The 18,580-nt window shown below is 68.4% G+C and carries 19 protein-coding genes, 1 tRNA gene and 1 pseudogene; 8 read left to right on the forward strand and 13 right to left on the reverse strand.

What is annotated here, in order from left to right; genetic code table 11:
• Nucleotides 1-38 precede the first annotated feature (38 nt).
• Nucleotides 39-1,724 (forward strand): urocanate hydratase, encoded by a 1,686-nt coding sequence (gene hutU / locus ACFOES_RS08865; protein WP_377832875.1) that lies wholly within the window; start codon nucleotides 39-41, stop codon nucleotides 1,722-1,724.
• A gap of 140 nt (nucleotides 1,725-1,864) precedes the next feature.
• Here the strand turns inward: hutU and ribD are convergent, their stop codons facing one another.
• Both ribD and nrdR read right to left on the reverse strand, forming a co-directional pair.
• On the reverse strand, nucleotides 1,865-2,965 hold the full coding sequence (gene ribD / locus ACFOES_RS08870) for a bifunctional diaminohydroxyphosphoribosylaminopyrimidine deaminase/5-amino-6-(5-phosphoribosylamino)uracil reductase RibD (protein ID WP_377832876.1): 1,101 nt from the start codon (nucleotides 2,963-2,965) through the stop codon (nucleotides 1,865-1,867).
• A gap of 7 nt (nucleotides 2,966-2,972) precedes the next feature.
• On the reverse strand, nucleotides 2,973-3,440 hold the full coding sequence (gene nrdR / locus ACFOES_RS08875) for a transcriptional regulator NrdR (RefSeq protein WP_377832877.1): 468 nt from the start codon (nucleotides 3,438-3,440) through the stop codon (nucleotides 2,973-2,975).
• A 156-nt stretch (nucleotides 3,441-3,596) separates the two neighbouring features.
• Here nrdR and ACFOES_RS08880 point away from each other — a divergent pair, with 156 nt between their 5' ends.
• Entirely contained in the window at nucleotides 3,597-3,740 is a 144-nt protein-coding gene (locus tag ACFOES_RS08880; protein ID WP_377832878.1) for a hypothetical protein, read from the forward strand.
• A gap of 260 nt (nucleotides 3,741-4,000) precedes the next feature.
• Here the strand turns inward: ACFOES_RS08880 and ACFOES_RS08885 are convergent, their stop codons facing one another.
• From ACFOES_RS08885 to ACFOES_RS08920, 8 genes are all read right to left on the reverse strand, one after another.
• A complete protein-coding gene (locus tag ACFOES_RS08885) occupies nucleotides 4,001-4,411 on the reverse strand; it encodes a secondary thiamine-phosphate synthase enzyme YjbQ (protein ID WP_377832879.1) in 411 nt (136 codons plus the stop codon).
• Nucleotides 4,412-4,450: 39 nt separating this feature from the next.
• Nucleotides 4,451-4,843 carry a hypothetical protein gene (locus ACFOES_RS08890; RefSeq protein ID WP_377832880.1) on the reverse strand — a complete coding sequence of 131 codons (393 nt, stop codon included), beginning with the start codon at nucleotides 4,841-4,843 and terminating at the stop codon, nucleotides 4,451-4,453.
• Between the two features lie 107 nt (nucleotides 4,844-4,950).
• Nucleotides 4,951-6,954, reverse strand: coding sequence for an RNA polymerase sigma factor RpoD (gene rpoD, locus ACFOES_RS08895; protein ID WP_377832881.1), 2,004 nt, complete (start codon nucleotides 6,952-6,954; stop codon nucleotides 4,951-4,953).
• A 91-nt stretch (nucleotides 6,955-7,045) separates the two neighbouring features.
• On the reverse strand, nucleotides 7,046-9,007 hold the full coding sequence (gene dnaG / locus ACFOES_RS08900; protein ID WP_377832882.1) for a DNA primase: 1,962 nt from the start codon (nucleotides 9,005-9,007) through the stop codon (nucleotides 7,046-7,048).
• Between the two features lie 88 nt (nucleotides 9,008-9,095).
• Nucleotides 9,096-9,617 (reverse strand): peptide-methionine (S)-S-oxide reductase MsrA, encoded by a 522-nt coding sequence (gene msrA, locus ACFOES_RS08905; RefSeq protein WP_377832883.1) that lies wholly within the window; start codon nucleotides 9,615-9,617, stop codon nucleotides 9,096-9,098.
• Nucleotides 9,614-10,087, reverse strand: coding sequence for a peptide-methionine (R)-S-oxide reductase MsrB (msrB, locus tag ACFOES_RS08910; protein ID WP_377832884.1), 474 nt, complete (start codon nucleotides 10,085-10,087; stop codon nucleotides 9,614-9,616). The genes msrA and msrB overlap by 4 nt, the downstream gene beginning before the upstream one ends.
• 111 nt (nucleotides 10,088-10,198) lie before the next feature.
• Nucleotides 10,199-10,969: an RlmE family RNA methyltransferase gene (locus ACFOES_RS08915; RefSeq protein WP_377832885.1), complete on the reverse strand. Its 771-nt coding sequence runs from the start codon at nucleotides 10,967-10,969 to the stop codon at nucleotides 10,199-10,201.
• 250 nt (nucleotides 10,970-11,219) lie between these two features.
• A complete protein-coding gene (locus tag ACFOES_RS08920) occupies nucleotides 11,220-12,368 on the reverse strand; it encodes a Ppx/GppA phosphatase family protein (protein ID WP_377832886.1) in 1,149 nt (382 codons plus the stop codon).
• A gap of 325 nt (nucleotides 12,369-12,693) precedes the next feature.
• Between ACFOES_RS08920 and ACFOES_RS08925 the strand changes: the two genes are divergently transcribed.
• From ACFOES_RS08925 to ACFOES_RS08935, 3 genes are read left to right on the forward strand one after another with little or no spacing between them, the layout of a single operon-like run.
• The gene (locus ACFOES_RS08925; RefSeq protein WP_377832887.1) at nucleotides 12,694-12,990 is read left to right on the forward strand and encodes a virulence factor; all 297 of its coding nucleotides are present in this window, start codon (nucleotides 12,694-12,696) and stop codon (nucleotides 12,988-12,990) included.
• A gap of 38 nt (nucleotides 12,991-13,028) precedes the next feature.
• Nucleotides 13,029-13,952 (forward strand): methylenetetrahydrofolate reductase, encoded by a 924-nt coding sequence (locus tag ACFOES_RS08930; RefSeq protein WP_377832888.1) that lies wholly within the window; start codon nucleotides 13,029-13,031, stop codon nucleotides 13,950-13,952.
• A 9-nt stretch (nucleotides 13,953-13,961) separates the two neighbouring features.
• On the forward strand, nucleotides 13,962-14,957 hold the full coding sequence (locus tag ACFOES_RS08935; protein ID WP_377832889.1) for a methyltetrahydrofolate cobalamin methyltransferase: 996 nt from the start codon (nucleotides 13,962-13,964) through the stop codon (nucleotides 14,955-14,957).
• Between the two features lie 80 nt (nucleotides 14,958-15,037).
• On the opposite strand, the gene ACFOES_RS08940 is transcribed toward ACFOES_RS08935, so the two are convergent.
• A complete protein-coding gene (locus ACFOES_RS08940) occupies nucleotides 15,038-15,388 on the reverse strand; it encodes a RidA family protein (RefSeq protein WP_377832890.1) in 351 nt (116 codons plus the stop codon).
• 146 nt (nucleotides 15,389-15,534) lie between these two features.
• Here ACFOES_RS08940 and ACFOES_RS08945 point away from each other — a divergent pair, with 146 nt between their 5' ends.
• Nucleotides 15,535-15,888, forward strand: a complete 354-nt coding sequence (locus tag ACFOES_RS08945) for a hypothetical protein (RefSeq protein WP_377832891.1) — start codon at nucleotides 15,535-15,537, stop codon at nucleotides 15,886-15,888.
• On the opposite strand, the gene ACFOES_RS08950 is transcribed toward ACFOES_RS08945, so the two are convergent.
• Nucleotides 15,854-15,927 (reverse strand) — tRNA-Gly (locus ACFOES_RS08950). The genes ACFOES_RS08945 and ACFOES_RS08950 overlap by 35 nt on opposite strands.
• 281 nt (nucleotides 15,928-16,208) lie before the next feature.
• Here ACFOES_RS08950 and ACFOES_RS08955 point away from each other — a divergent pair.
• A pseudogene (locus tag ACFOES_RS08955) lies at nucleotides 16,209-16,324 on the forward strand (IS5/IS1182 family transposase); the annotation flags it as partial.
• A gap of 680 nt (nucleotides 16,325-17,004) precedes the next feature.
• A complete protein-coding gene (locus tag ACFOES_RS08960) occupies nucleotides 17,005-17,229 on the forward strand; it encodes a hypothetical protein (protein WP_377832892.1) in 225 nt (74 codons plus the stop codon).
• A 115-nt stretch (nucleotides 17,230-17,344) separates the two neighbouring features.
• Here ACFOES_RS08960 and ACFOES_RS08965 read toward each other — a convergent pair whose 3' ends face one another.
• Nucleotides 17,345-18,283 (reverse strand): sulfurtransferase, encoded by a 939-nt coding sequence (locus tag ACFOES_RS08965; RefSeq protein ID WP_377832893.1) that lies wholly within the window; start codon nucleotides 18,281-18,283, stop codon nucleotides 17,345-17,347.
• Nucleotides 18,284-18,580: the final 297 nt, after the last annotated feature.

The raw sequence follows: 18,580 nt of genomic DNA on the forward strand, positions 1-18,580 counted from the left end.
GCAGCCCCCGGCCTCCGCCACCAGCGAAAGGCCCTGCCATGACCGACCCGCGCCACAACCTGCGAGACGTCTTCCCGCCCACCGGCCCCGAGATCAGCGCCAAGAGCTGGCTGACCGAGGCGCCGATGCGGATGCTGATGAACAACCTGCACCCGGATGTCGCCGAGAACCCGCATGAACTGGTGGTCTATGGCGGCATCGGCCGCGCCGCCCGCACCTGGGAGGATTTCGACCGCATCGTCGCCACTCTGAAGACACTGGAGGACGACGAAACCCTGCTGGTCCAGTCCGGCAAGCCGGTGGGGGTGTTCAAGACCCACAAGGACGCCCCTCGCGTCCTGATTGCCAATTCCAACCTCGTGCCGCATTGGGCGACCTGGGAGCATTTCAACGAGCTCGACCGCAAGGGCCTCGCGATGTACGGCCAGATGACGGCCGGGTCGTGGATCTATATCGGCACCCAGGGCATCGTGCAGGGCACCTACGAGACCTTCGCCGAGGCCGGGCGCCAGCATTACGACGGCAATCTCAAGGGCAAATGGATCCTGACCGCCGGTCTCGGCGGCATGGGCGGCGCCCAGCCGCTGGCGGCGGTGATGGCCGGCGCCTGCTGCCTCGCCGTCGAATGCGACGAGGCCCGGGCCGATTTCCGCATCCGCACCCGCTATTGCGACGCCAAGACCCATTCGCTCGACGACGCCCTGGCGATGATCGCGCAATGGACCGCGGCCGGCGAGGCGAAATCGGTCGCCCTGATCGGCAACGCGGCGGACGTCTTCCCAGAGCTGGTCAAGCGAATGAAAGACGGCAGCGCGCGCCCTGACATCGTCACCGACCAGACCTCGGCCCACGATCCGCTGCACGGCTACCTGCCCGTCGGCTGGACCGTCGCCGAATGGCGCGCCAAGCAGGAGAGCGCCCCGGCCGAGGTCGAGGCCGCCGCCCGCGCCAGCATGAAGACCCATGTCGCGGCGATGGTCGATTTCTGGAACGCCGGCGTCCCGACGCTCGATTACGGCAACAACATCCGCCAGGTCGCCAAGGAGGAGGGCCTCGACAACGCCTTCGCCTTCCCCGGCTTCGTCCCCGCCTATATCCGGCCGCTGTTCTGCCGCGGCGTCGGCCCGTTCCGCTGGGCCGCGCTGTCGGGCGACCCGGAGGACATCTACAAGACCGATGCCAGGATGAAGGAGCTGTTTCCCGACAACGCCCACCTGCACCGCTGGCTCGACATGGCGCGCGAGCGCATCGCCTTCCAGGGCCTGCCGGCGCGGATCATGTGGATCGGGCTGGGCGAGCGCCACAAGGCCGGCCTCGCCATCAACGAGATGGTGCGCAACGGCGAGCTGAAAGCCCCCGTCGTCATCGGCCGCGACCACCTCGATTCTGGCTCGGTCGCCAGCCCCAACCGCGAGACCGAGGCGATGAAGGACGGCTCCGACGCGGTCTCCGACTGGCCGCTGCTCAACGCGCTGCTCAACACCGCCTCGGGCGCGACCTGGGTCTCGCTGCATCACGGCGGCGGCGTCGGCATGGGGTTCTCCCAGCATTCCGGCATGGTGATCTGCTGCGACGGCTCGGAAGAGGCCGACCGCCGGCTCGAACGGGTGCTGTGGAACGACCCGGCGACGGGCGTCATGCGCCACGCCGATGCCGGCTACGACATCGCCCGCGACTGCGCCACCGAACACGGGTTGCGCCTGCCCGGCATCCTGGGGAACTGATCCAGCTTCTTGCTGCTGAGCAATATCCTCGGGGGTGAGCAGGCTTCCCGGAAACGCTCCGGTGGAGCGTTTCGCCTGCGAACGGGCGGAGCCCCGGGGCGCAAAGCGCAAGGAGGGGGCAGACAGCCCCCTTCTTCCCCTTACGCCGCTTCCCAGCGCATCATCACGTCGCCGCCCGCCGGCGCGCTTTCCACCAGCCGGAAGCGCGGCGCCTCGGCCAGCGCGCCGATGCCCAGCGCGCCCAGCGCCGGCCGGCCCTCGGCCCCCAGCGCCAGCCCGGCGGCGATGACCACCAGTTCGTCGACCAGTCCGGCGGCGAGAAGCGAGGCGCCGAGCGCGCCGCCGCCTTCGCAGAACACGCGCGTCAACCCGGCCGCGCCCAGAGCCGCCAGCATCGCCGCCGGGTCGAGCTGCCGCCCCTCGGCCGCGACCGGTATCAGCCGCGCGCCGAGCCCCTGCCAATAGTCGCTTGCCACCTGTTTGGTCTGGCCTGGATCGTGCAGCAGCCAGAGCGGCCCGGCGGCGACGCTTTCCGCCAGACGCCCGCCTTGCGGCAGGTCGAGCCGCCGCGCCGCGATCAGCCGCACCGGCTGGGCCACGTCGCCCAGCCCCCTGACGGTCAGCTGCGGATCGTCGGCCCGCGCCGTGCCGCCGCCGACCAGCACCGCGTCATGGGCCAGCCGCAGGGCATGGACCCGGCGCCGCGCCTCGGGGCCGGTGATCCACTGGCTCTCGCCGCTGGCCGTGGCGATCCGGCCGTCAAGGCTCGCCGCCAGCTTCAGCGTCATCATCGGCCGGCCCTGCCGCACCCGGGTCAGAAAGCCGCGATGGCCACGTTCGGCCGCCGCCGCCTCGATCCCCTCGGTCACCGCGATCCCGGCCGCCCGCAGCAGCGCGTGGCCGCGGCCGGCGACGCGCGGATCCGGATCCTCCAGCGCCGTCACCACCCGGGCGACGCCCGCCGCCACCAGCGCCTCGGCGCAGGGCGGGGTCTTGCCGTGATGGGCGCAGGGTTCGAGCGACACATAAGCGGTGGCGCCGCGCGCCGCGGCGCCGGCCTGGGCCAGGGCGCGGACCTCGGCATGAGGCCGCCCGCCCGGCTGGGTCCAGCCGCGGCCGACGATCCGGCCATCCTTGACGAGAACGCAGCCGACCGCCGGGTTGGGCCAGCAGCCCCCCAGTCCGCGCGCGCCAAGCGCCAGCGCCAGCCGCATGTAGCGGCCGTCGGCCTCGGCGCTCATGCCCGGATCACTCTTCGCCCGCTTGCGGCGGGCGCAGCTCCGAGACGAACTTGTCGAAATCGTCGGCGGCCTGGAAGTTCTTGTAGACGCTGGCAAAACGGACATAGGCCACGGTGTCGATCCGGGCCAGCGTCTCCATCACGATCTCGCCGATGGTGCGGCTGGGAATGTCGGTCTCGCCCATGCTCTCCAGCCGCCGGACGATGCCCGAGATCATCTGGTCGATGCGCTCGGGCTCGATCGGCCGCTTCTGCATCGCGATCCGGATCGAGCGTTCGAGCTTGTCGCGGTCGAAATCCTCGCGCTTGCCCGAGGACTTGATGACGACGAGGTCGCGCAACTGCACCCGTTCATAGGTGGTGAAGCGGCCGCCGCAGGCCGGACAGAAGCGCCGGCGCCGGATTGCCACATGATCCTCCGCAGGGCGGGAATCCTTCACCTGCGTATCGATGTTTCCGCAAAACGGGCAGCGCATCGGCCCTCCTCGGTGTCACGTCAAGCTTATCCACAGGCACTATAGGCCAGCCTCCACAGTTTGGGTAGAGGGAGATTTCCCCCACAAGATCACGCAGACGCTTGTCGCCCGCGGGCCGGAACCCGTCGAATGCGGACGCGCGCCAGACCGCCCGCCATGATGGGCTGGACCCTGGCCAGGCTGCGGGCCGAAGGCCACCGAGCGACTGTCATCGCCACCGGCTTCGCCTGCCAGCGCATCCCGACCATCTTTCCGCTGCCGCATGACATCGCGATGGATGAGGCCGTGATCGCGCCATAGCGAAGGTCAGCCCGCTGCCTTCACTTTCTGCTCGAAAATATCCTCGGGGAGCGCGAAGGGCAGACAGCCCTTCGCCCTTTCCTTGCGCCATTGTCCAAGTGCAATGGCGGCGGGGCAGACAGCCCCTCGCCCTTTCCTTGCGCCATTGTCCAAGTGCAATGGCGGCGGGGCAGACAGCCCCTCGCCCTTTCCTTGCGCCATTGTCCAAGGCCAATGGCGGCGGGGCAGACAGCCCCTCGCCCTTCCTTCGCGCCGTCGCCCTAGCCCAGGCGGGCCGCCACCTCGCGCCGATGCGGCGCGCGACGATGTTCGAAAAGGTAAATTCCCTGCCAGGTTCCCAGTTCTGGCCGCCCTGAAATGACAGGAATGGACAGGCTAACCGGAAGCAGCGCCGCCTTGATATGGGCCGGCATGTCGTCCGGTCCCTCGTAGGTATGGCGCAGGTAGCTCATCGCCGGGTGGTCCGAGGGCGGCACCAGCCGCTCGAAGAAGGCGGCCAGGTCGGTCCGCACCTCCGGGTCGGCATTCTCCTGGATCAGCAGGCTGCACGAGGTATGGCGGACGAACAGCGTCAGCAGCCCGTCCCCCTGCCCGGCGGTCCAGTCGGTGACCTGGCGGGTGAACTCATAGAGGCCGGGGCCGGAAGTGGCGATGGTGAAGCGGGTCAGCATGGCCGGAGCCTGCGCCAGCGCCGCCGCCGGCGCAAGGCTTCACCAGCGCCGGATGATCTCGGGCGGCTCGCAGAACTCTTCCGCTATGCCGGCGGCATAGCCGCGGGTCTCGCCCTTGAGCGAGATCAGCCCGGTCTTCTGCGCATCGGCCGCGTTCAGGGTGAAGCTGATGCCCTCGCCGGCCCGGCGCGGCGGCGGCGAGGCGCGGTAGACCATCGTCTGGATCGGCCGGCCCAGCCGGCGCGTCACGTATTCGCCCGCCGCGCACCAGAAATCACTCGTGCCGATCAGGCCGCCAAAGGCGACATGGAAGGTCTCGGGACCGGTCGGCGTCACGCTCAGCCCGTTGCGGGCGACGAAGCGGCCGGACGCCCCCGGCTGGACGGTGGCGCAGGCGGCAAGCAGAAGCGGGGCGAAGAGGGCAAGGCGCATGGTGAAGGCTCCAGACGGTAGAGCACACATATAGCGCGATCGGGACCGGGAACCAGTTCGGCAGGCCGGACGATCGACGAAAAAGGCGCCCCGCAGGGCGCCTTCGATCACTGGTCGAGGAAGCTGCGCAGCTTGCGCGAGCGGCTGGGATGTTTCAGTTTCCGCAGCGCCTTGGCCTCGATCTGGCGGATGCGTTCGCGGGTGACGCTGAACTGCTGGCCGACTTCCTCCAGCGTGTGGTCGGTGTTCATGCCGATGCCGAAGCGCATCCGCAGCACCCGTTCCTCGCGCGGGGTCAGCGACGCCAGCACCCGCGTCGTCGTCTCCTTCAGGTTCTCCTGAATGGCGCTGTCGAGCGGCAGGACGGCGTTCTTGTCCTCGATGAAATCGCCAAGCTGGCTGTCCTCCTCGTCCCCGATCGGGGTTTCGAGCGAGATCGGCTCCTTGGCGATCTTCATCACCTTGCGGACCTTCTCGAGCGGCATCTGCAGCTTCTCGGCCAGCTCCTCCGGCGTCGGCTCGCGGCCGATCTCGTGCAGCATCTGGCGCCCGGTGCGGACCAGCTTGTTGATGGTCTCGATCATGTGGACCGGGATCCGGATCGTCCGGGCCTGGTCGGCGATGCTCCGGGTGATCGCCTGGCGGATCCACCAGGTCGCGTAGGTCGAGAACTTGTAGCCGCGGCGATACTCGAACTTGTCGACGGCCTTCATCAGGCCGATATTGCCTTCCTGAATGAGATCAAGGAACTGCAGCCCGCGGTTGGTGTATTTCTTGGCGATCGAGATGACCAGCCGCAGGTTGGCCTCGACCATTTCCTTCTTGGCCTGGCGGGCTTCCTTCTCGCCCTTCTGGACCTGGTTCACGATGCGGCGGAATTCGCTGATATCGACGCCGACATATTGCCCGACCTGGGCCATCTCGGCGCGCAACACCTCGACCTTGCCGCGGCTCCGGTCGATGAAGGTGGTCCAGCCACGGCCGTCCTTCTCGGCCATCCGGTCGAGCCAGCCCGGATCGAGCTCGTAACCGCGATACTCGTCGATGAACTCGCGCCGGTTGATGCGGGCCTGGTCGGCCAGCTTCACCATCGCCGAGTCGATCGACATGATCTTGCGGTTGATGCCGTAGAGCTGGTCGATCAGCGCCTCGATCCGGTTGTTGTGCAGATGCAGCGAGTTGACCAGCTGCACGATCTCGCTGCGCAGCTTCTGGTAGGCGGCCTCGGCATCGGCGGTGAAATTGCCGCCCTCGCTCAGCGTCGCCGACATCCGCAGGTCCTGCATCTCGGCCAGCTTGGCGTAATCGAGCGCGATGTGCTCGAGCGTTTCCAGGACGCGCGGCTTCAGCGCCGCCTCCATCGCCGCCAGCGACATGTTCGACTGGTCGTCGTCCTCCTCGTCATCGTCGCTGCGGGCGATCGGGTTGCCATCGGCATCCAGTTCGGGCTCGGCGCTGGCCTGCCGCTTCGGCTCCTTCTGGGTGTTGGCGGCCGCGGCTTCCTCGACCCCCTCCATCTCGTCGTCCTCGTCCATCGAGTTGCCGAAGGTGGTCTCGAGGTCGATGACGTCGCGCAGCAGGATGTCCTCGTTGAGAAGCTCGTCGCGCCAGATCGTGATCGCCTGGAAGGTCAGCGGGCTTTCGCACAGCCCCGAGATCATCGTGTTGCGGCCGGCCTCGATCCGCTTGGCGATGGCGATCTCGCCCTCGCGACTCAGCAGTTCGACCGAGCCCATCTCGCGCAGGTACATCCGCACCGGGTCGTCGGTACGGTCGAGCGTCTCGGACTGGGTGGTGGCGACCGCGACCTCGCGCGAGGACGAGACCTCGACGACTTCGCCGCTGGCCTTCTCGGCCTCGCCGTCCTCTTCCTCGGCCTCGTCGTTCTCGATGACATTGATGCCCATCTCGGAGAGCATCGACATGACGTCCTCGATCTGCTCGGACGACACCTGTTCGGGCGGCAGAACCGTGTTGAGCTGATCGTAGGTGATGTAGCCGCGCTCTTTCGCCTCGGCGATCATCTTCTTGACCGCGGCCTGGCTCATATCGAGCGAGACGTCCGCTTCCTGCTCTTCGGTTTTGCCGTCGTCAGTGTCTTTGACTGCCATGGTGCTCCTCATCGCGGGCCGAACGGTTCAGGGCGAATCATTCGGAACGGTTTATCGAATCATTAGCGCGAATCACAGGGACGGAAAGCGCCTAGCTCTTTTTCTTTACCCAGATCTCGCCATCTATCAGGCTTTGCAGGTGTTTCGACATCGCTGCACGGTCTTCTCCCAGGTCGGTGGCATCCTCGAGATGCGACTGGCCGGCCCGGTTGCGCGCCTCCGCCGCCTGACTCAAACGCCAGGTCAGACCCTCGTCGGCCAGGCCGCTCAGGTCCTCCATCGCGTCTTCGATCTCTCTCTGAACGCCCCGCCGCGCTTCCAGCTTCGCCAGCTCCTCTGCCACGCACATCATTGCAAGCTCGGTATCGGTGGTCTTGCGCACGGGCGGTGCGGTGGTGACATGGCCGAGAGAGTAGAGCATTTCAAGAGCCTCCCCCGCCTCGGCGGCGATTTTTTCGCGCAACTCTCCGGGATCGCTCACCTCGGCATGGCGCAGCAGCGCGTTGCGCAGCGCGTTGTGGCCGTCGCCGTGCAGCTCGACCCCCTCGAGTTCGGCCTCGAAGCGCAGGATCAGCGACGGGTGGGCGATCAGCGTCGCCAGGATCAGCGCCTCGCGCAGCCGATCCTCGATGGCGATGTCGCTGGCCGCCGCCAGAAGCGAGTTCTTGGTGGTCGGCGCCGGGCCGAGCTTGACCTCGGACCATTTGCCGGGCTTCCAGCTGCCGTTGCGCCGCGGCGCCCCGCCCTGCCCCTCGGGCCGGCGCCGGGACTGGCCGAACAGCTCCCAGCGCAGCTGCTTGATCTCCTCGCCGTAATGGCTGCGGATCGAAGGGTCGGCGATCTTGGAGATCGCCGCGCGCAGGCTCTTGTCCAGCGCCGCCTTGCGCTCGGGGCTGTCGAAAACCTTGCCCTCGGTCTCGCGCTGCCACAGCAGCCTGACCATCGGCTGGGCGGCGTCGAGCGCGGCCTGCATCCCCGCCGCGCCCTGGGCCTTGATCAGCTCGTCCGGGTCCTGGCCCTCGGGCATCAGGCAGAAGCGCAGCGCGTTGCCGGCCTCCAAGAGCGGCAGCGCGAGGTCGATCACCCGCTGCGCCGCCCGCATCCCGGCGGCGTCGCCGTCGAGCGCGATCACCGGCTCGGGCGAGATCCGCCACATCAGCCGCAGCTGGTCCTCGGTGATCGCGGTGCCCAGCGGCGCGACGGCGGCGCCGAAGCCGGCCTCGCTGAGCGCGATCACGTCCATGTAGCCCTCGGCGACGATCAGCGGCTGGCCCTTGCCCGCCGCCTCGCGCGCCGGGCCGTGGTTGTAGAGGCTGCGGCCCTTGTCGAAGAGCGGCGTTTCCGGCGAGTTCAGGTACTTGGCACTGTCGGTCGGGTCCATCGCCCGGCCGCCGAAGGCGATCGCGCGGCCGCGGGCGTCGCGGATCGGGAACATGATCCGGTTGCGGAAGGTGTCATAGGGCTTGCCGCCCTTCGACGACGCCTTGGCAAGGCCGGCCTCGAGGATCAGGTCCTCGGCCACGCCCTTGCCGGTCAGGTGATCCCACAGCCCCTGCCAGCCGGCCGGCGCGAAGCCGATGCCGAAGCGGTCGCGCGCGCCCTGGCTCAGCTTGCGGCGGTCGAGATAGTCGCGCGCCGCCGCGCCCTGGGCGGTGCTCAGCTGCATGCGGTAGAAGTTCACCGCCTGCTCCATCACCTCGGCCAGCTGGGTCCGGCGGTCGGCCTTCTGCTGGGCGCGCGGGTCGCGGGCCGGCATCGGCATCCCGGCCTCGCGGGCGAGGATCTCCACCGCCTCCATGAAGCCGACATTCTCGGTCTCGCGCACGAAGCTGACGGCGTCGCCCTTGGCGTGGCAGCCGAAGCAGTAATAGAAGCCCTTGCGGTCGTCGACGTGGAAGCTGGCCGACTTCTCCTGGTGGAACGGGCACGGCGCCCACATGTCGCCCTTGCCCTGGTTCGACTTGCGCATGTCCCACATGACCTTGCGCCCCACGACCTGGGACAGCGAGATCCGGGTGCGCAATTCGTCGAGGAAACCGGGCGGCAGGCTCATTGAAGGACTATCGGCTGAGGAACGGAACGAGTCCAGAGGCCGGCACGCCGCAGGGACGAGCCGGAGGGCGAAGGTACAGGCATCGGGGCTACTCGGCGGCGCGCCTGGGCAGGCGCCAGCCGGGCCGGGCGAAGTGGCAGGTATAGCCGTGCGGGATGCGTTCGAGGTAATCCTGGTGCTCGGGCTCGGCCTGCCAGAAATCGCCCGCCGGGCTGACCTCGGTGACGACCGGCCCGGGCCACAGGCCCGAGGCGTCGACGTCGGCGATGGTCTCCTCGGCCACCCGCTTCTGATCCTCGGAGGTATAGAAGATCGCCGAGCGGTATTGCGGCCCGCGGTCGTTGCCCTGGCGGTCGGGTGTCGTCGGATCGTGGATCTGGAAGAACAGCTCGAGCAGCTCGCGGAAGCTCACCCGGGCCGGGTCGAAGATCACCTCCAGCGTCTCGGCATGGCCGGTCTGGCCGGTCTTGACCACGGCATAGGTCGCGTTCGGCGTGCTGCCGCCGGCATAGCCGACGCGGGTCGAGACCACGCCGGGCAGGCGCCGGACCAGGTCCTGCATGCCCCAGAAGCAGCCGCCGGCCAGAAGGGCGCGTTCGGTCGTGCTCATTGCTCCTCCTCCTCGAACAGCCTGGCGAACTCGCCATAGCCCTCGGCCTCGAGCTCCGCCACCGGGATGAAGCGCAGCGCGGCCGAGTTGATGCAGTAGCGCAGGCCGCCGCGGTCGCGCGGGCCGTCGGGGAAAACATGGCCGAGATGGCTGTCGCCATGGGCCGAGCGGACCTCGACCCGGTGCATGCCGAGGCTGCGGTCGTCGCGCTCGACGACGTAATCGTCGATCACCGGGCGGGTGAAGCTGGGCCAGCCGCAGCCCGAGTCGAACTTGTCGCGGCTGGTGAACAGCGGCTCGCCCGAGACCACGTCGACATAGAGCCCCTCGCCCTTGAAATCGTGGAACTCGTTGGCGAAGGGGCGTTCGGTGCCGTTCTCCTGCGTCACCCGGTATTGCTCGGGCGTCAGCCGGGTGACGGCGTCGGCAGTCTTGGCATAGCTGCGGGGGGCGGTCTTGAGCTCATCCATGCTGCGCTCCTGTGGTTGTCCTGTCCGGGATCTGGGGCGCCGCGCCGCGACGTCCAGTGACGGCGCGGTGGCAGCCCGCATCATACAGCCATCGGCGGGATGGCGGAAGGTTCAGTCCTCGCCGTCTTCCATGTCGCCGTCCCCACCGTCTTCCATGCCCCCGCGTTCGTCCTTCGGCCGGCCGCGAAAGCCGGTGGCGACGACGAATTTCTCGGAACTGTCCGAGCGGCTGGCCGGCGGCTTGACGTTGGCGACTTTCCTGAAGGCGCGCTTGAGCCGGGCCTGGAGTTCGTTCTCGGCCCCGCCGGCCAGCACCTTGGCGACGAAGGTGCCACCCTCTTCCAGCACGTCGAAGGCCAGCTCGGCCGCCGCCTCGCACAGCGCGATGATGCGCAAATGGTCGGTCTGCTTGTGGCCCGAGGAGGCGGCCGCCATGTCGGACATCACCACGTCGGCCTTGCCGCCGAGCCATGCCTTGACCTTGTCGTCGGCGCCGTCCTCGAGGAAATCGAGCTGATGGATCTCGGCCCCCGGCACCGGCTCGACCTCCTGCAGGTCGACGCCCAGAACGGTGCCCTGCGGCTTGCCCTTCTTCTCGCCCAGGGCGTTGACCCGCGGCACCGCGACCTGGCACCAGCCGCCGGGCGCGCAGCCCAGGTCGACGACCCGGGCGCCGGGGACCAGGAAGTGGTACTTGTCGTCCAGCTCGAGGATCTTGAAGGCGGCACGGCCGCGATAGCCCTCGCGCTTGGCGCGCTGGACGTAAGGGTCGTTGAGCTGGCGCTCGAGCCAGCGGGTCGAGCTGAGCTTGCGGCCCCGCGCGGTCTTCACCCGGACCCGCAGATCGCGGCTCCCGCGGCCGCTTGTCTTTTTCGTCGTCACGGCGGTCCTCGTCTCTTTGATCCTGCGATAGCCGCTGGCGCGGAAGGCGGCAAGAGTGGGGACGCCTCTCCTCGCCCCCCTTTCGCCCGGCGGCACGCCGGGCGGCGCCCGACCCTCCCCCCGGGAGGGCGCATTCTTCAACGCACCAAGGGGCTCGGGCATTCGAACAACCGCGCTGTCGGCGCCAAAGGCAGGCGTCGCAAGCGCCCACCCGGGGTCGGGCGCCGCCCTTCTCACCCTCGGCAGCCGCTCAATACGGCCCGTCCTTCAGCACCCCGTCCGAGCACATCTGGGCATAGAGCAGCCCCTCGCGCAGGCCGCGATCGGCGACCGACAGCCGGTCGGTCGGCCAGACCCGCATCAGCGCCTGCAGGATCGCCGCCCCCGACATGATCAGCGAATGGCGGTCGCGGCCGATGCGCGGATCGGTCCGCCGCCCCTCCGGCCCCAGCACCAGGTAATCGCGGATCACCTGGTCGATCTGGTCCGAGGTCATGCGCAGCCCGTCGACCTTGTTGCGGTCGTAGCGGCGCAGGCCGAGGAACGAGGCGGCGACCGTCGTCACCGTGCCCGAGGTGCCGATGATCTGGAAGCCCTCGCGCGGGGTGTCGGCGTTGTAGGGCGAGAAATCGGCCAGGTTCTCCTCGAAGAACCAGCTCATCAGCGCGAAGCGGGCGGCGTCGTCCTCGACATCCGTGAACTGGTCCTTCAGCGTCGCCACCCCCAGCGGCACCGAGATCCAGTCGACCACCCGCGCCGCCGGGCCGAACCGCCTGTCGGGCTTGAAGCCGGCATGCAGCCGCATGATCGCCCGCGCCCGCTCCGGCCCCGGCACCTCGGACAGGTCGAGCCAGACCAGCTCGGTCGAGCCGCCGCCGATATCGACCACCAGCAGCTGCTCGGTCCGCGACGAGACCAGCGGCGCGCAGGAGACGACGGCCAGCCGCGCCTCCTCTTCCGGCGCGATGATCTCGAGCTGCAACCCGGTCTCGCGCCGGACGTTGCGGATGAAGTCGCGCGCGTTGCGGGCCCGGCGGCAGGCCTCCGTCGCCACCAGCCGCATCCGGCCGACGCCGTGCTTGTCGAGCTTCTTGCGGCAGATCCGCAGCGCCTGAACGGTGCGGCCCATCGAGGCGCGCGACAGCCGGCCCGAGGCTTCCAGCCCGACGCCGAGCTGGACCGTCTTGGAAAAGCTGTCAATGACCCTGAACTGACTGCCCTGCGGCCGGGCAATCAGCATGCGGCAACTGTTCGTGCCGAGATCCAGAGCGGCATAGAGCCCCTCCGGATTCTGTGACGGGGTGAGCGCCGGCTCGACCGTGTCGGGATTCGCATTCAGCTCCTGCGACTCCACCGATCTCGGGAACGCGTCCTCACCCGCGGGACGCTCGGGCGTCATCGCGTCGCCCTCCAACTCAAGTTACTGCCAAGGTAGTCTCTGACCAGGGCCGGCGCAAGCGCCCGTCTTCGGCCGGCTCGCCCGTGGGTTGAGCGCCCCGGCCGGCACCGCGGGACCGCCCGAACAGCGCCGGATGAGCCGGCCTCATGATGACCATGAGAAGTTTTCACGCCGCCGGCGCTTGGCCCGCTGCCCCGGGTTCCCTAGACAGGGAAGGTCCCGCATCGGGGCGCATGGTCGCTCTCCGTCCAGCGAATGTCGAAATCCGACGCTGACGCGGGGGGCGTGCCCCTTAGACAGGACGCAAGGAATCAGGGGACGCGACATGCCCGAGGTCACCATCGTCTACTGGCGCGACATCCCGGCCCAGGTCATCGTCGGCAAGGGCCGGCGGGCCACCAAGCGGCCGCTGGACGAGCGCTTCGAAAAAGCGATCGACCGCTGCGCGATGAAGGTAGGCGCGGCGGAGACCGATGCTTATCTGGCGGAGTGGCGCAAGGCGTCTCCCTACGAGGTCGAGGGCGCGGCCGAAACGGTCGCCGAAGAAGAGGCGGCGAAACTCGAAGCCGCGCATGACACCGAGCGCCTGAAGGCGCTGATCGCCAACGACGGCTGGGCGTGACACCCCGGTCCCCCGTTCGAACCCTGTTGGAGGCTGCCATGGCCCTGTTGAACTTCCGCCGCCCCGAGACGACGCCCGCCGACACGGTCAATCCCGAGCTCGAGGCCTTCCTGCAAGGCTTCTCGATGGAGGTGATGCCGCGCACCGCCGCCAAGGTCGAGGATTTCCGCGACCTGCTGCCCAAGGGCACCCGGGTCTACATCGCCCATATCGAGGGCACCCCGATCGAGGAGATGGTGGCGACGGCGAAACGGCTCAACGCCGAGGGCTACCCGGTGATGCCGCATTTCCCGGCCCGGATCATCAAGGACAAGGCCACGCTGGCCGACTGGATCGCCCGCTACCAGGGCGAGGCCGACGTCAAGCAGGCGCTGCTGCTGGCCGGTGGCGTCGCCCAGCCGGCGGGCGATTTCCACAGCTCGATGCAGCTGATGGAGACCGGCCTCTTCGACGGTTTCGAGCGGCTGCACGTCGCCGGCCACCCCGAGGGCAACCGCGACATCGACCCCGATGGCGGCGACAAGACGGTGATGGAGGCGCTGCGCTGGAAGCAGGCCTTCAGCGAGCGCACCGACGCCAAGATGGCGCTGGCCACCCAATTCGCCTTCGAGGCCGGCCCGGTGATCGCCTGGGCCGACCGGCTGGCGGCCGAAGGCATCGACCTGCCGATCCATATCGGCACCGCCGGCCCGGCCAAGCTGCAGACCCTGATCAAGTTCGCCATTGCCTGCGGCGTCGGCCCCTCGCTCAAGGTGTTGCAGAAGCGCGCCAAGGACGTCAGCAAGCTGCTCCTGCCCTTCGAGCCGGACGCGTTCGTCGCCCAGCTCGCCGCCCACAAGGCGCGCCATCCCGATTTCGGCATCGAGGCCGTGCATTTCTTCCCGCTCGGCGGGATCAAGACCAACGCCACCTGGACCCGGACCCATGGCGGCACCTCCGGCATTCCCGCCGCGCAAGCTTAAGGACCCACAATGACCCGCACCGTCATCGAATCCAAAACCAAGACCGTCGTGATCGGCTTTGACGAGCCCTTCTGCGTGATCGGCGAACGCATCAACCCGACCGGGCGCAAGAAGCTGGCGGCCGAGCTGGAAGCGGGCAATTTCGAGACCGTCGAGAAGGATGCGCGCGAGCAGGTCGCCTGCGGCGCCATGGTGCTCGACGTCAACTCGGGCGCCGTCTTCACCAACAAGATGGCCGAGGACCCGCGCTACGCCGACAACAACTTCGTCGAGCCGCCGCTGATGAAGGAGCTGGTGACCCGGGTGCAATCCGTCGTCGACGTGCCGCTCTGCATCGACAGCTCGGTGCCCGGCGCGCTCGAGAACGGGCTGGCGGCCGCCGAGGGCCGGCCGCTGCTGAACTCGGTGACCGGCGAGGAGGAGCGGCTCGAACTGGTGCTGCCGCTGGTGAAGAAATACAACGTGCCGGTGGTCGCGATCTCGAACGACGACACCGGCATCTCGCCCGACCCCGAGGTCCGTTTCGCCGTCGCCAAGAAGATCGTCGAGCGTGCCGCCGATTTCGGCATCCCGGCGCATGACATCGTCGTCGACCCGCTGGTGATGCCGATCGGTGCGATGGGGACGGCGGGCCAGCAGGTCTTCACCCTGGTCCGGCGGCTGCGCGACGAGCTTGGCGTCAACACCACCTGCGGCGCCTCGAACATCTCGTTCGGGCTGCCCAATCGCCACGGCGTCAACGCCGCCTTCCTGCCGATGGCGATCGCCGCCGGCATGACCAGCGCCATCATGAACCCGGTGCGCAAGGTCGAGATGGAGGCGATCCGCGCCGCCAACTTCCTGATGAACCACGATGCCAACGGCGCCGAGTGGATCCGCTTTGCCCGCGTCGCCGAGGCGGTCGAAGGCGGCAAGAGCTTCGCCGAGGCCTCGGCCGAAGCCGCCGCCGGCGGCCGCGCCGGTGGCCGCTCGGGCGGCCGCGCCGGCCGTCGCGCCCGGGCCTGACGGACAGGCAGCGACAAAACAACAGAAAGGGCGCAGCTGTCCGGCTGCGCCCTTTCTTCGTTCAGCGAAACCGGCCGGCGTTACGGCAGCGCGGCGATCACCAGCACCTCGACCCGGTATTCCGGCGCCGCCAGCTTGGATTCGCCGGCCGCCCGCGCCGGGGCCTGGCCCGCGGGCACCCAGGCGTCCCAGACCTCGTTGACGGCGGCAAAATCCGCCATGTCGGCAAGCCAGACCTGGGCGGTCAGGATCCGGGTCTTGTCGGTGCCGGCCTCGGCCAGCAGCCGGTCGACATTGGCCAGGCAGCCGCGCGCCTGCTCGGCGACGTCGGCGGCCGGATCGCCGACCTGGCCGGCCAGGTAGACGGTGCCGTTGTGGATCACGGCCTGGCTCATGCGCGTGCCGGTTTCGAGACGGGTGATTTCGGACATCGGGGCTCCCTCCGCTTGGCGTCGGGGCCATCCGCCCCGCCCGGGCGTGCTACCGCGCCGCCCGCGTCTTGACCAGAGCGATCTGGGTCGGCCGCACCCGCCCCCCGACAGATGGCGCCGCGGCAGCCCCTCCTGCGCGGGCCCGGATGCCGAAACAGACCTGCGGCCGGCAGGATCTGCCGCATCTCTCCGCCCTGCTCGACCGCGTGGCGGTGGCCGCGCAGGCGCCCGTGCCGGACCGGGTCTGGTTCGATGGCGACGACAATGCCTTCGCGGCGACCCTCTATCCGTTCTTCGGCCGCCGGCGGCGGCTGCACGGGATCGGCCTGGCGCTGTGGAAACCCTGGACCCTCGGAGCCGGGTCGCCGTTCTCGCCCAGGAATCGGCCACCTCGCCAGCCGCGGCGGCGACCGCAGACCCCTGCCCAGCGCGCGCCGGTGAAAACGGGACTGTCTGGATGGGGATTGGAGCGGGTGAAGGGAATCGAACCCTCGTCGTAAGCTTGGGAAGCTTCTGCTCTACCATTGAGCTACACCCGCGCCGGTTCCAGAGCCATATGTCACGGCAGTTGCGACGTCAAGCGCCCCTGGCTATCGCCTTCGGCCATAAATGCTTGGTGCTTGATCCACGGTTTGATGGCGCGATCCATTCGCGGGAATGGCCGCAAGCACAACGGGACAAGTTCGCCGCGGCGGCGCCGCAACCACGCAGGCCAGGCCCAGCCCCCGCCAATCAGGTGCGGCCGCCGTCGCTGCATGACTCAGGCTCCCCAACCGATGGCGGCAGGTCGAGCACTCTACTGTGGTTGACTGACGCGCAGATGGCGCGGCGTCAGCCGTTCTTCCCGGGAAGCCATGGCAACCGAGGGTCGATGACCGGCGTGTTCTGAGCAGCATGATCTTCATCAATCGCAATGGGTTGCGTCGGCATGACGCCCACCACCCAGGGTCCGCGCACCGGCAACTCGCCGCTGGTCTTGCCGTCCCGGGGAAGCTCCTTGCCACTGTCGTCGACGATCTTCATGTCGACGCCGAAGACGACACGGCCCTGCTTGGCCCGGACCGCGCGCTACGCCCCTTCGGGCTGAGATTTCTGGTGCCCCTTGAGCGCCGCCACGGTGCCCATCGGCGAAGGCCGCCCGCCAGCCCCAGTGGCTGGCGATATAGCCGCCGAGGATCATGCCGAGGATCGAGCCGATCCCCCCGCCGTCTGGAACGTGGCGAGGATGAAGCCGTGCATCCGCGCCGGAAAGCGCGCCGCCAGCAGCGCGCCGCCGGCCGGGCCCTATCCCCAGATGAATGCGTGATAGCCGATGCTGAACGCTTCCTGCGCCTCTAGATCGGGCAAGCCGGGAGAGACCGCTGCCGCGGCCCGTGGTTTGATATTCATCTGATCTCCTCCGCCCACGGCCGGCCGGTAGGCCGGAGCATCGTGCGTGGTCCAGTGTTGTCACAAAGCGTGATTGACGGTTTTGCGCCAACGATCACGGTTTAATATTTTCCGCCAAAATCGCCACAATCGGCTGCAGAGGCGGGCCATGCCCCCTGTTCGAGCCCATTGTTCCGAAGCGTTACCTGAGCCCGCTTCTAAGGGCGCTGGAAGACACCCCCACCCCGTTGCGCAGGCGGGCGCTGGCGGCCGCCAGGCTGGACCGGCGTCAATCGCTGCCATCGGGCGGGGTCATCAGCCTGCGGCAGCTGGAGCCCCTTCTCGAGGCCGTCGACGCCGATCCGGCGCATGCCGATTACGGTTTCGACGCCGGATTGCATCTGGCGGCGTTCAGCCGTGCCTTCAGCGAAATGGCGGGATGCAGCCCCAGCCTTTGCCGCGGCGGCGAATGACGCTGCATTTCCCGCCGCCTTCCGCGCGGCTCTGCGGCGAAGGGCATCCCTGCGCCGCGACGCCATTCGCAAAAGGGGGAGCTGCACGCCCCCCCCTCCCGAAGCCGAAACCCGGTCAGTTGACGGCCATCTTCGCGATCATCGGATGTGTCGCGGGGTCGAGGTGCGACCACTCGGTCATCGAGCCGTCGTACATCTTGGTCTTCTTGTTGCCGAGGATTTCCGCGTTGACGAACCAGCCGAGCGACGCCCAGTGGCCGGTGTTGCAGAAAGTCACCGCGTCGCCCTCGGTGGGCACGCCGGCCGCCGCATAGAGCTTCCTCAGGCTCGCCGCGTCACGCAGCATGCCGCCGCCATTCTCCGTCATCCACAGGGCGGGAATGCTTTTCGCCCCGGGCAGGGTGCCGTAGCGGGTGACCACGCCGCTCTTGTTGACGCCGAGGTTCTGGTCGGTGGGCCGGTTGTCGAGCAGCGGCACGTGGTTTGCCAAGTCGGCGCTCACATCGGCGGCGGTCGCGAGATAGGTGGTATCGAGATGCGCGGTGAAGGTCTTCGCCCGGGGCGTCACCTTGCCGGTTTCGAGCGGATCCGACTTGTCCTTCAGGTAAGCCGACATGCCGCCGTTGACCACCGAGACGTTCTTGTGCCCGAGCACCAGGAAGGTCCAGTAGAGGCGGGTGGACATGCCGAGGTCGGCGGCCGCCTTGCCCGGCGACAGCAGGACCACATGGGTCGCGTTGTCGATCCCGAGGCCGCCGATCAGTTTTTCCAGGGATGCCGGGTCCGGCAGCAGGCCGGCGATCTTGTCTCCGGTCTGCTTGTCCAGCACCTTGTTGACCCGCCATCCGTCCTTGGCGAAATCAGTATGCACCGCGCCCGGCACATGGCTCTTTTCGTATTCGGCCACGGGGCGCAGATCGACGAACACGATGTCGGGCTGGGCGATATGCGCCTTGACCCAGGCGGCATCAACTACCGGGTCAGCGGCAGATGCCGGCGAACCGGCAGACAACAAGACTGCCGCGGCCAGCGCGGCGGATGATCTTAAAAACACGTCAGTTTCCTCCCTGTGGGACTTTGTCCCGTTCCCGTCTTCTCGGGTGGCGCCATCAGAACGGCAGCGCCCATTCGGGCAGCTGTTCCGGCCTCACCGCAAAGCAGGATAACACGAAATTGATGTCGAGGAGAGTGCAGGAAAGCACTGGCATCCAACGCGCAAACGGCTTCGGTCGCGGGCCTGCGTCTGGCCTCGGGCCCGCTCGACCGCAGCCTCGCCCCCCCAGCAACAGCCGTTCCGTCTGCAACGCCCCAAGGTCCGCCAGGGGCCGGAAGCGGTCCGTCACCGCGCCGG

It is taken from the genome of Acidimangrovimonas pyrenivorans, assembly GCF_042643245.1.
In the GTDB taxonomy this organism is placed as follows: Bacteria; Pseudomonadota; Alphaproteobacteria; order Rhodobacterales; family Rhodobacteraceae; genus Acidimangrovimonas; species Acidimangrovimonas pyrenivorans.

Coding starts and splice junctions, on each gene's coding strand:
- hutU (WP_377832875.1), top strand. CDS start 39: ATGACCGACCCGCGCCACAACCTGCGAGACGTCTTCCCGCCCACCGGC.
- ribD (WP_377832876.1), bottom strand. CDS start 2,965: ATGAGCGCCGAGGCCGACGGCCGCTACATGCGGCTGGCGCTGGCGCTT.
- nrdR (WP_377832877.1), bottom strand. CDS start 3,440: ATGCGCTGCCCGTTTTGCGGAAACATCGATACGCAGGTGAAGGATTCC.
- ACFOES_RS08880 (WP_377832878.1), top strand. CDS start 3,597: ATGATGGGCTGGACCCTGGCCAGGCTGCGGGCCGAAGGCCACCGAGCG.
- ACFOES_RS08885 (WP_377832879.1), bottom strand. CDS start 4,411: ATGCTGACCCGCTTCACCATCGCCACTTCCGGCCCCGGCCTCTATGAG.
- ACFOES_RS08890 (WP_377832880.1), bottom strand. CDS start 4,843: ATGCGCCTTGCCCTCTTCGCCCCGCTTCTGCTTGCCGCCTGCGCCACC.
- rpoD (WP_377832881.1), bottom strand. CDS start 6,954: ATGGCAGTCAAAGACACTGACGACGGCAAAACCGAAGAGCAGGAAGCG.
- dnaG (WP_377832882.1), bottom strand. CDS start 9,007: ATGAGCCTGCCGCCCGGTTTCCTCGACGAATTGCGCACCCGGATCTCG.
- msrA (WP_377832883.1), bottom strand. CDS start 9,617: ATGAGCACGACCGAACGCGCCCTTCTGGCCGGCGGCTGCTTCTGGGGC.
- msrB (WP_377832884.1), bottom strand. CDS start 10,087: ATGGATGAGCTCAAGACCGCCCCCCGCAGCTATGCCAAGACTGCCGAC.
- ACFOES_RS08920 (WP_377832886.1), bottom strand. CDS start 12,368: ATGACGCCCGAGCGTCCCGCGGGTGAGGACGCGTTCCCGAGATCGGTG.
- ACFOES_RS08925 (WP_377832887.1), top strand. CDS start 12,694: ATGCCCGAGGTCACCATCGTCTACTGGCGCGACATCCCGGCCCAGGTC.
- ACFOES_RS08930 (WP_377832888.1), top strand. CDS start 13,029: ATGGCCCTGTTGAACTTCCGCCGCCCCGAGACGACGCCCGCCGACACG.
- ACFOES_RS08935 (WP_377832889.1), top strand. CDS start 13,962: ATGACCCGCACCGTCATCGAATCCAAAACCAAGACCGTCGTGATCGGC.
- ACFOES_RS08940 (WP_377832890.1), bottom strand. CDS start 15,388: ATGTCCGAAATCACCCGTCTCGAAACCGGCACGCGCATGAGCCAGGCC.
- ACFOES_RS08945 (WP_377832891.1), top strand. CDS start 15,535: ATGCCGAAACAGACCTGCGGCCGGCAGGATCTGCCGCATCTCTCCGCC.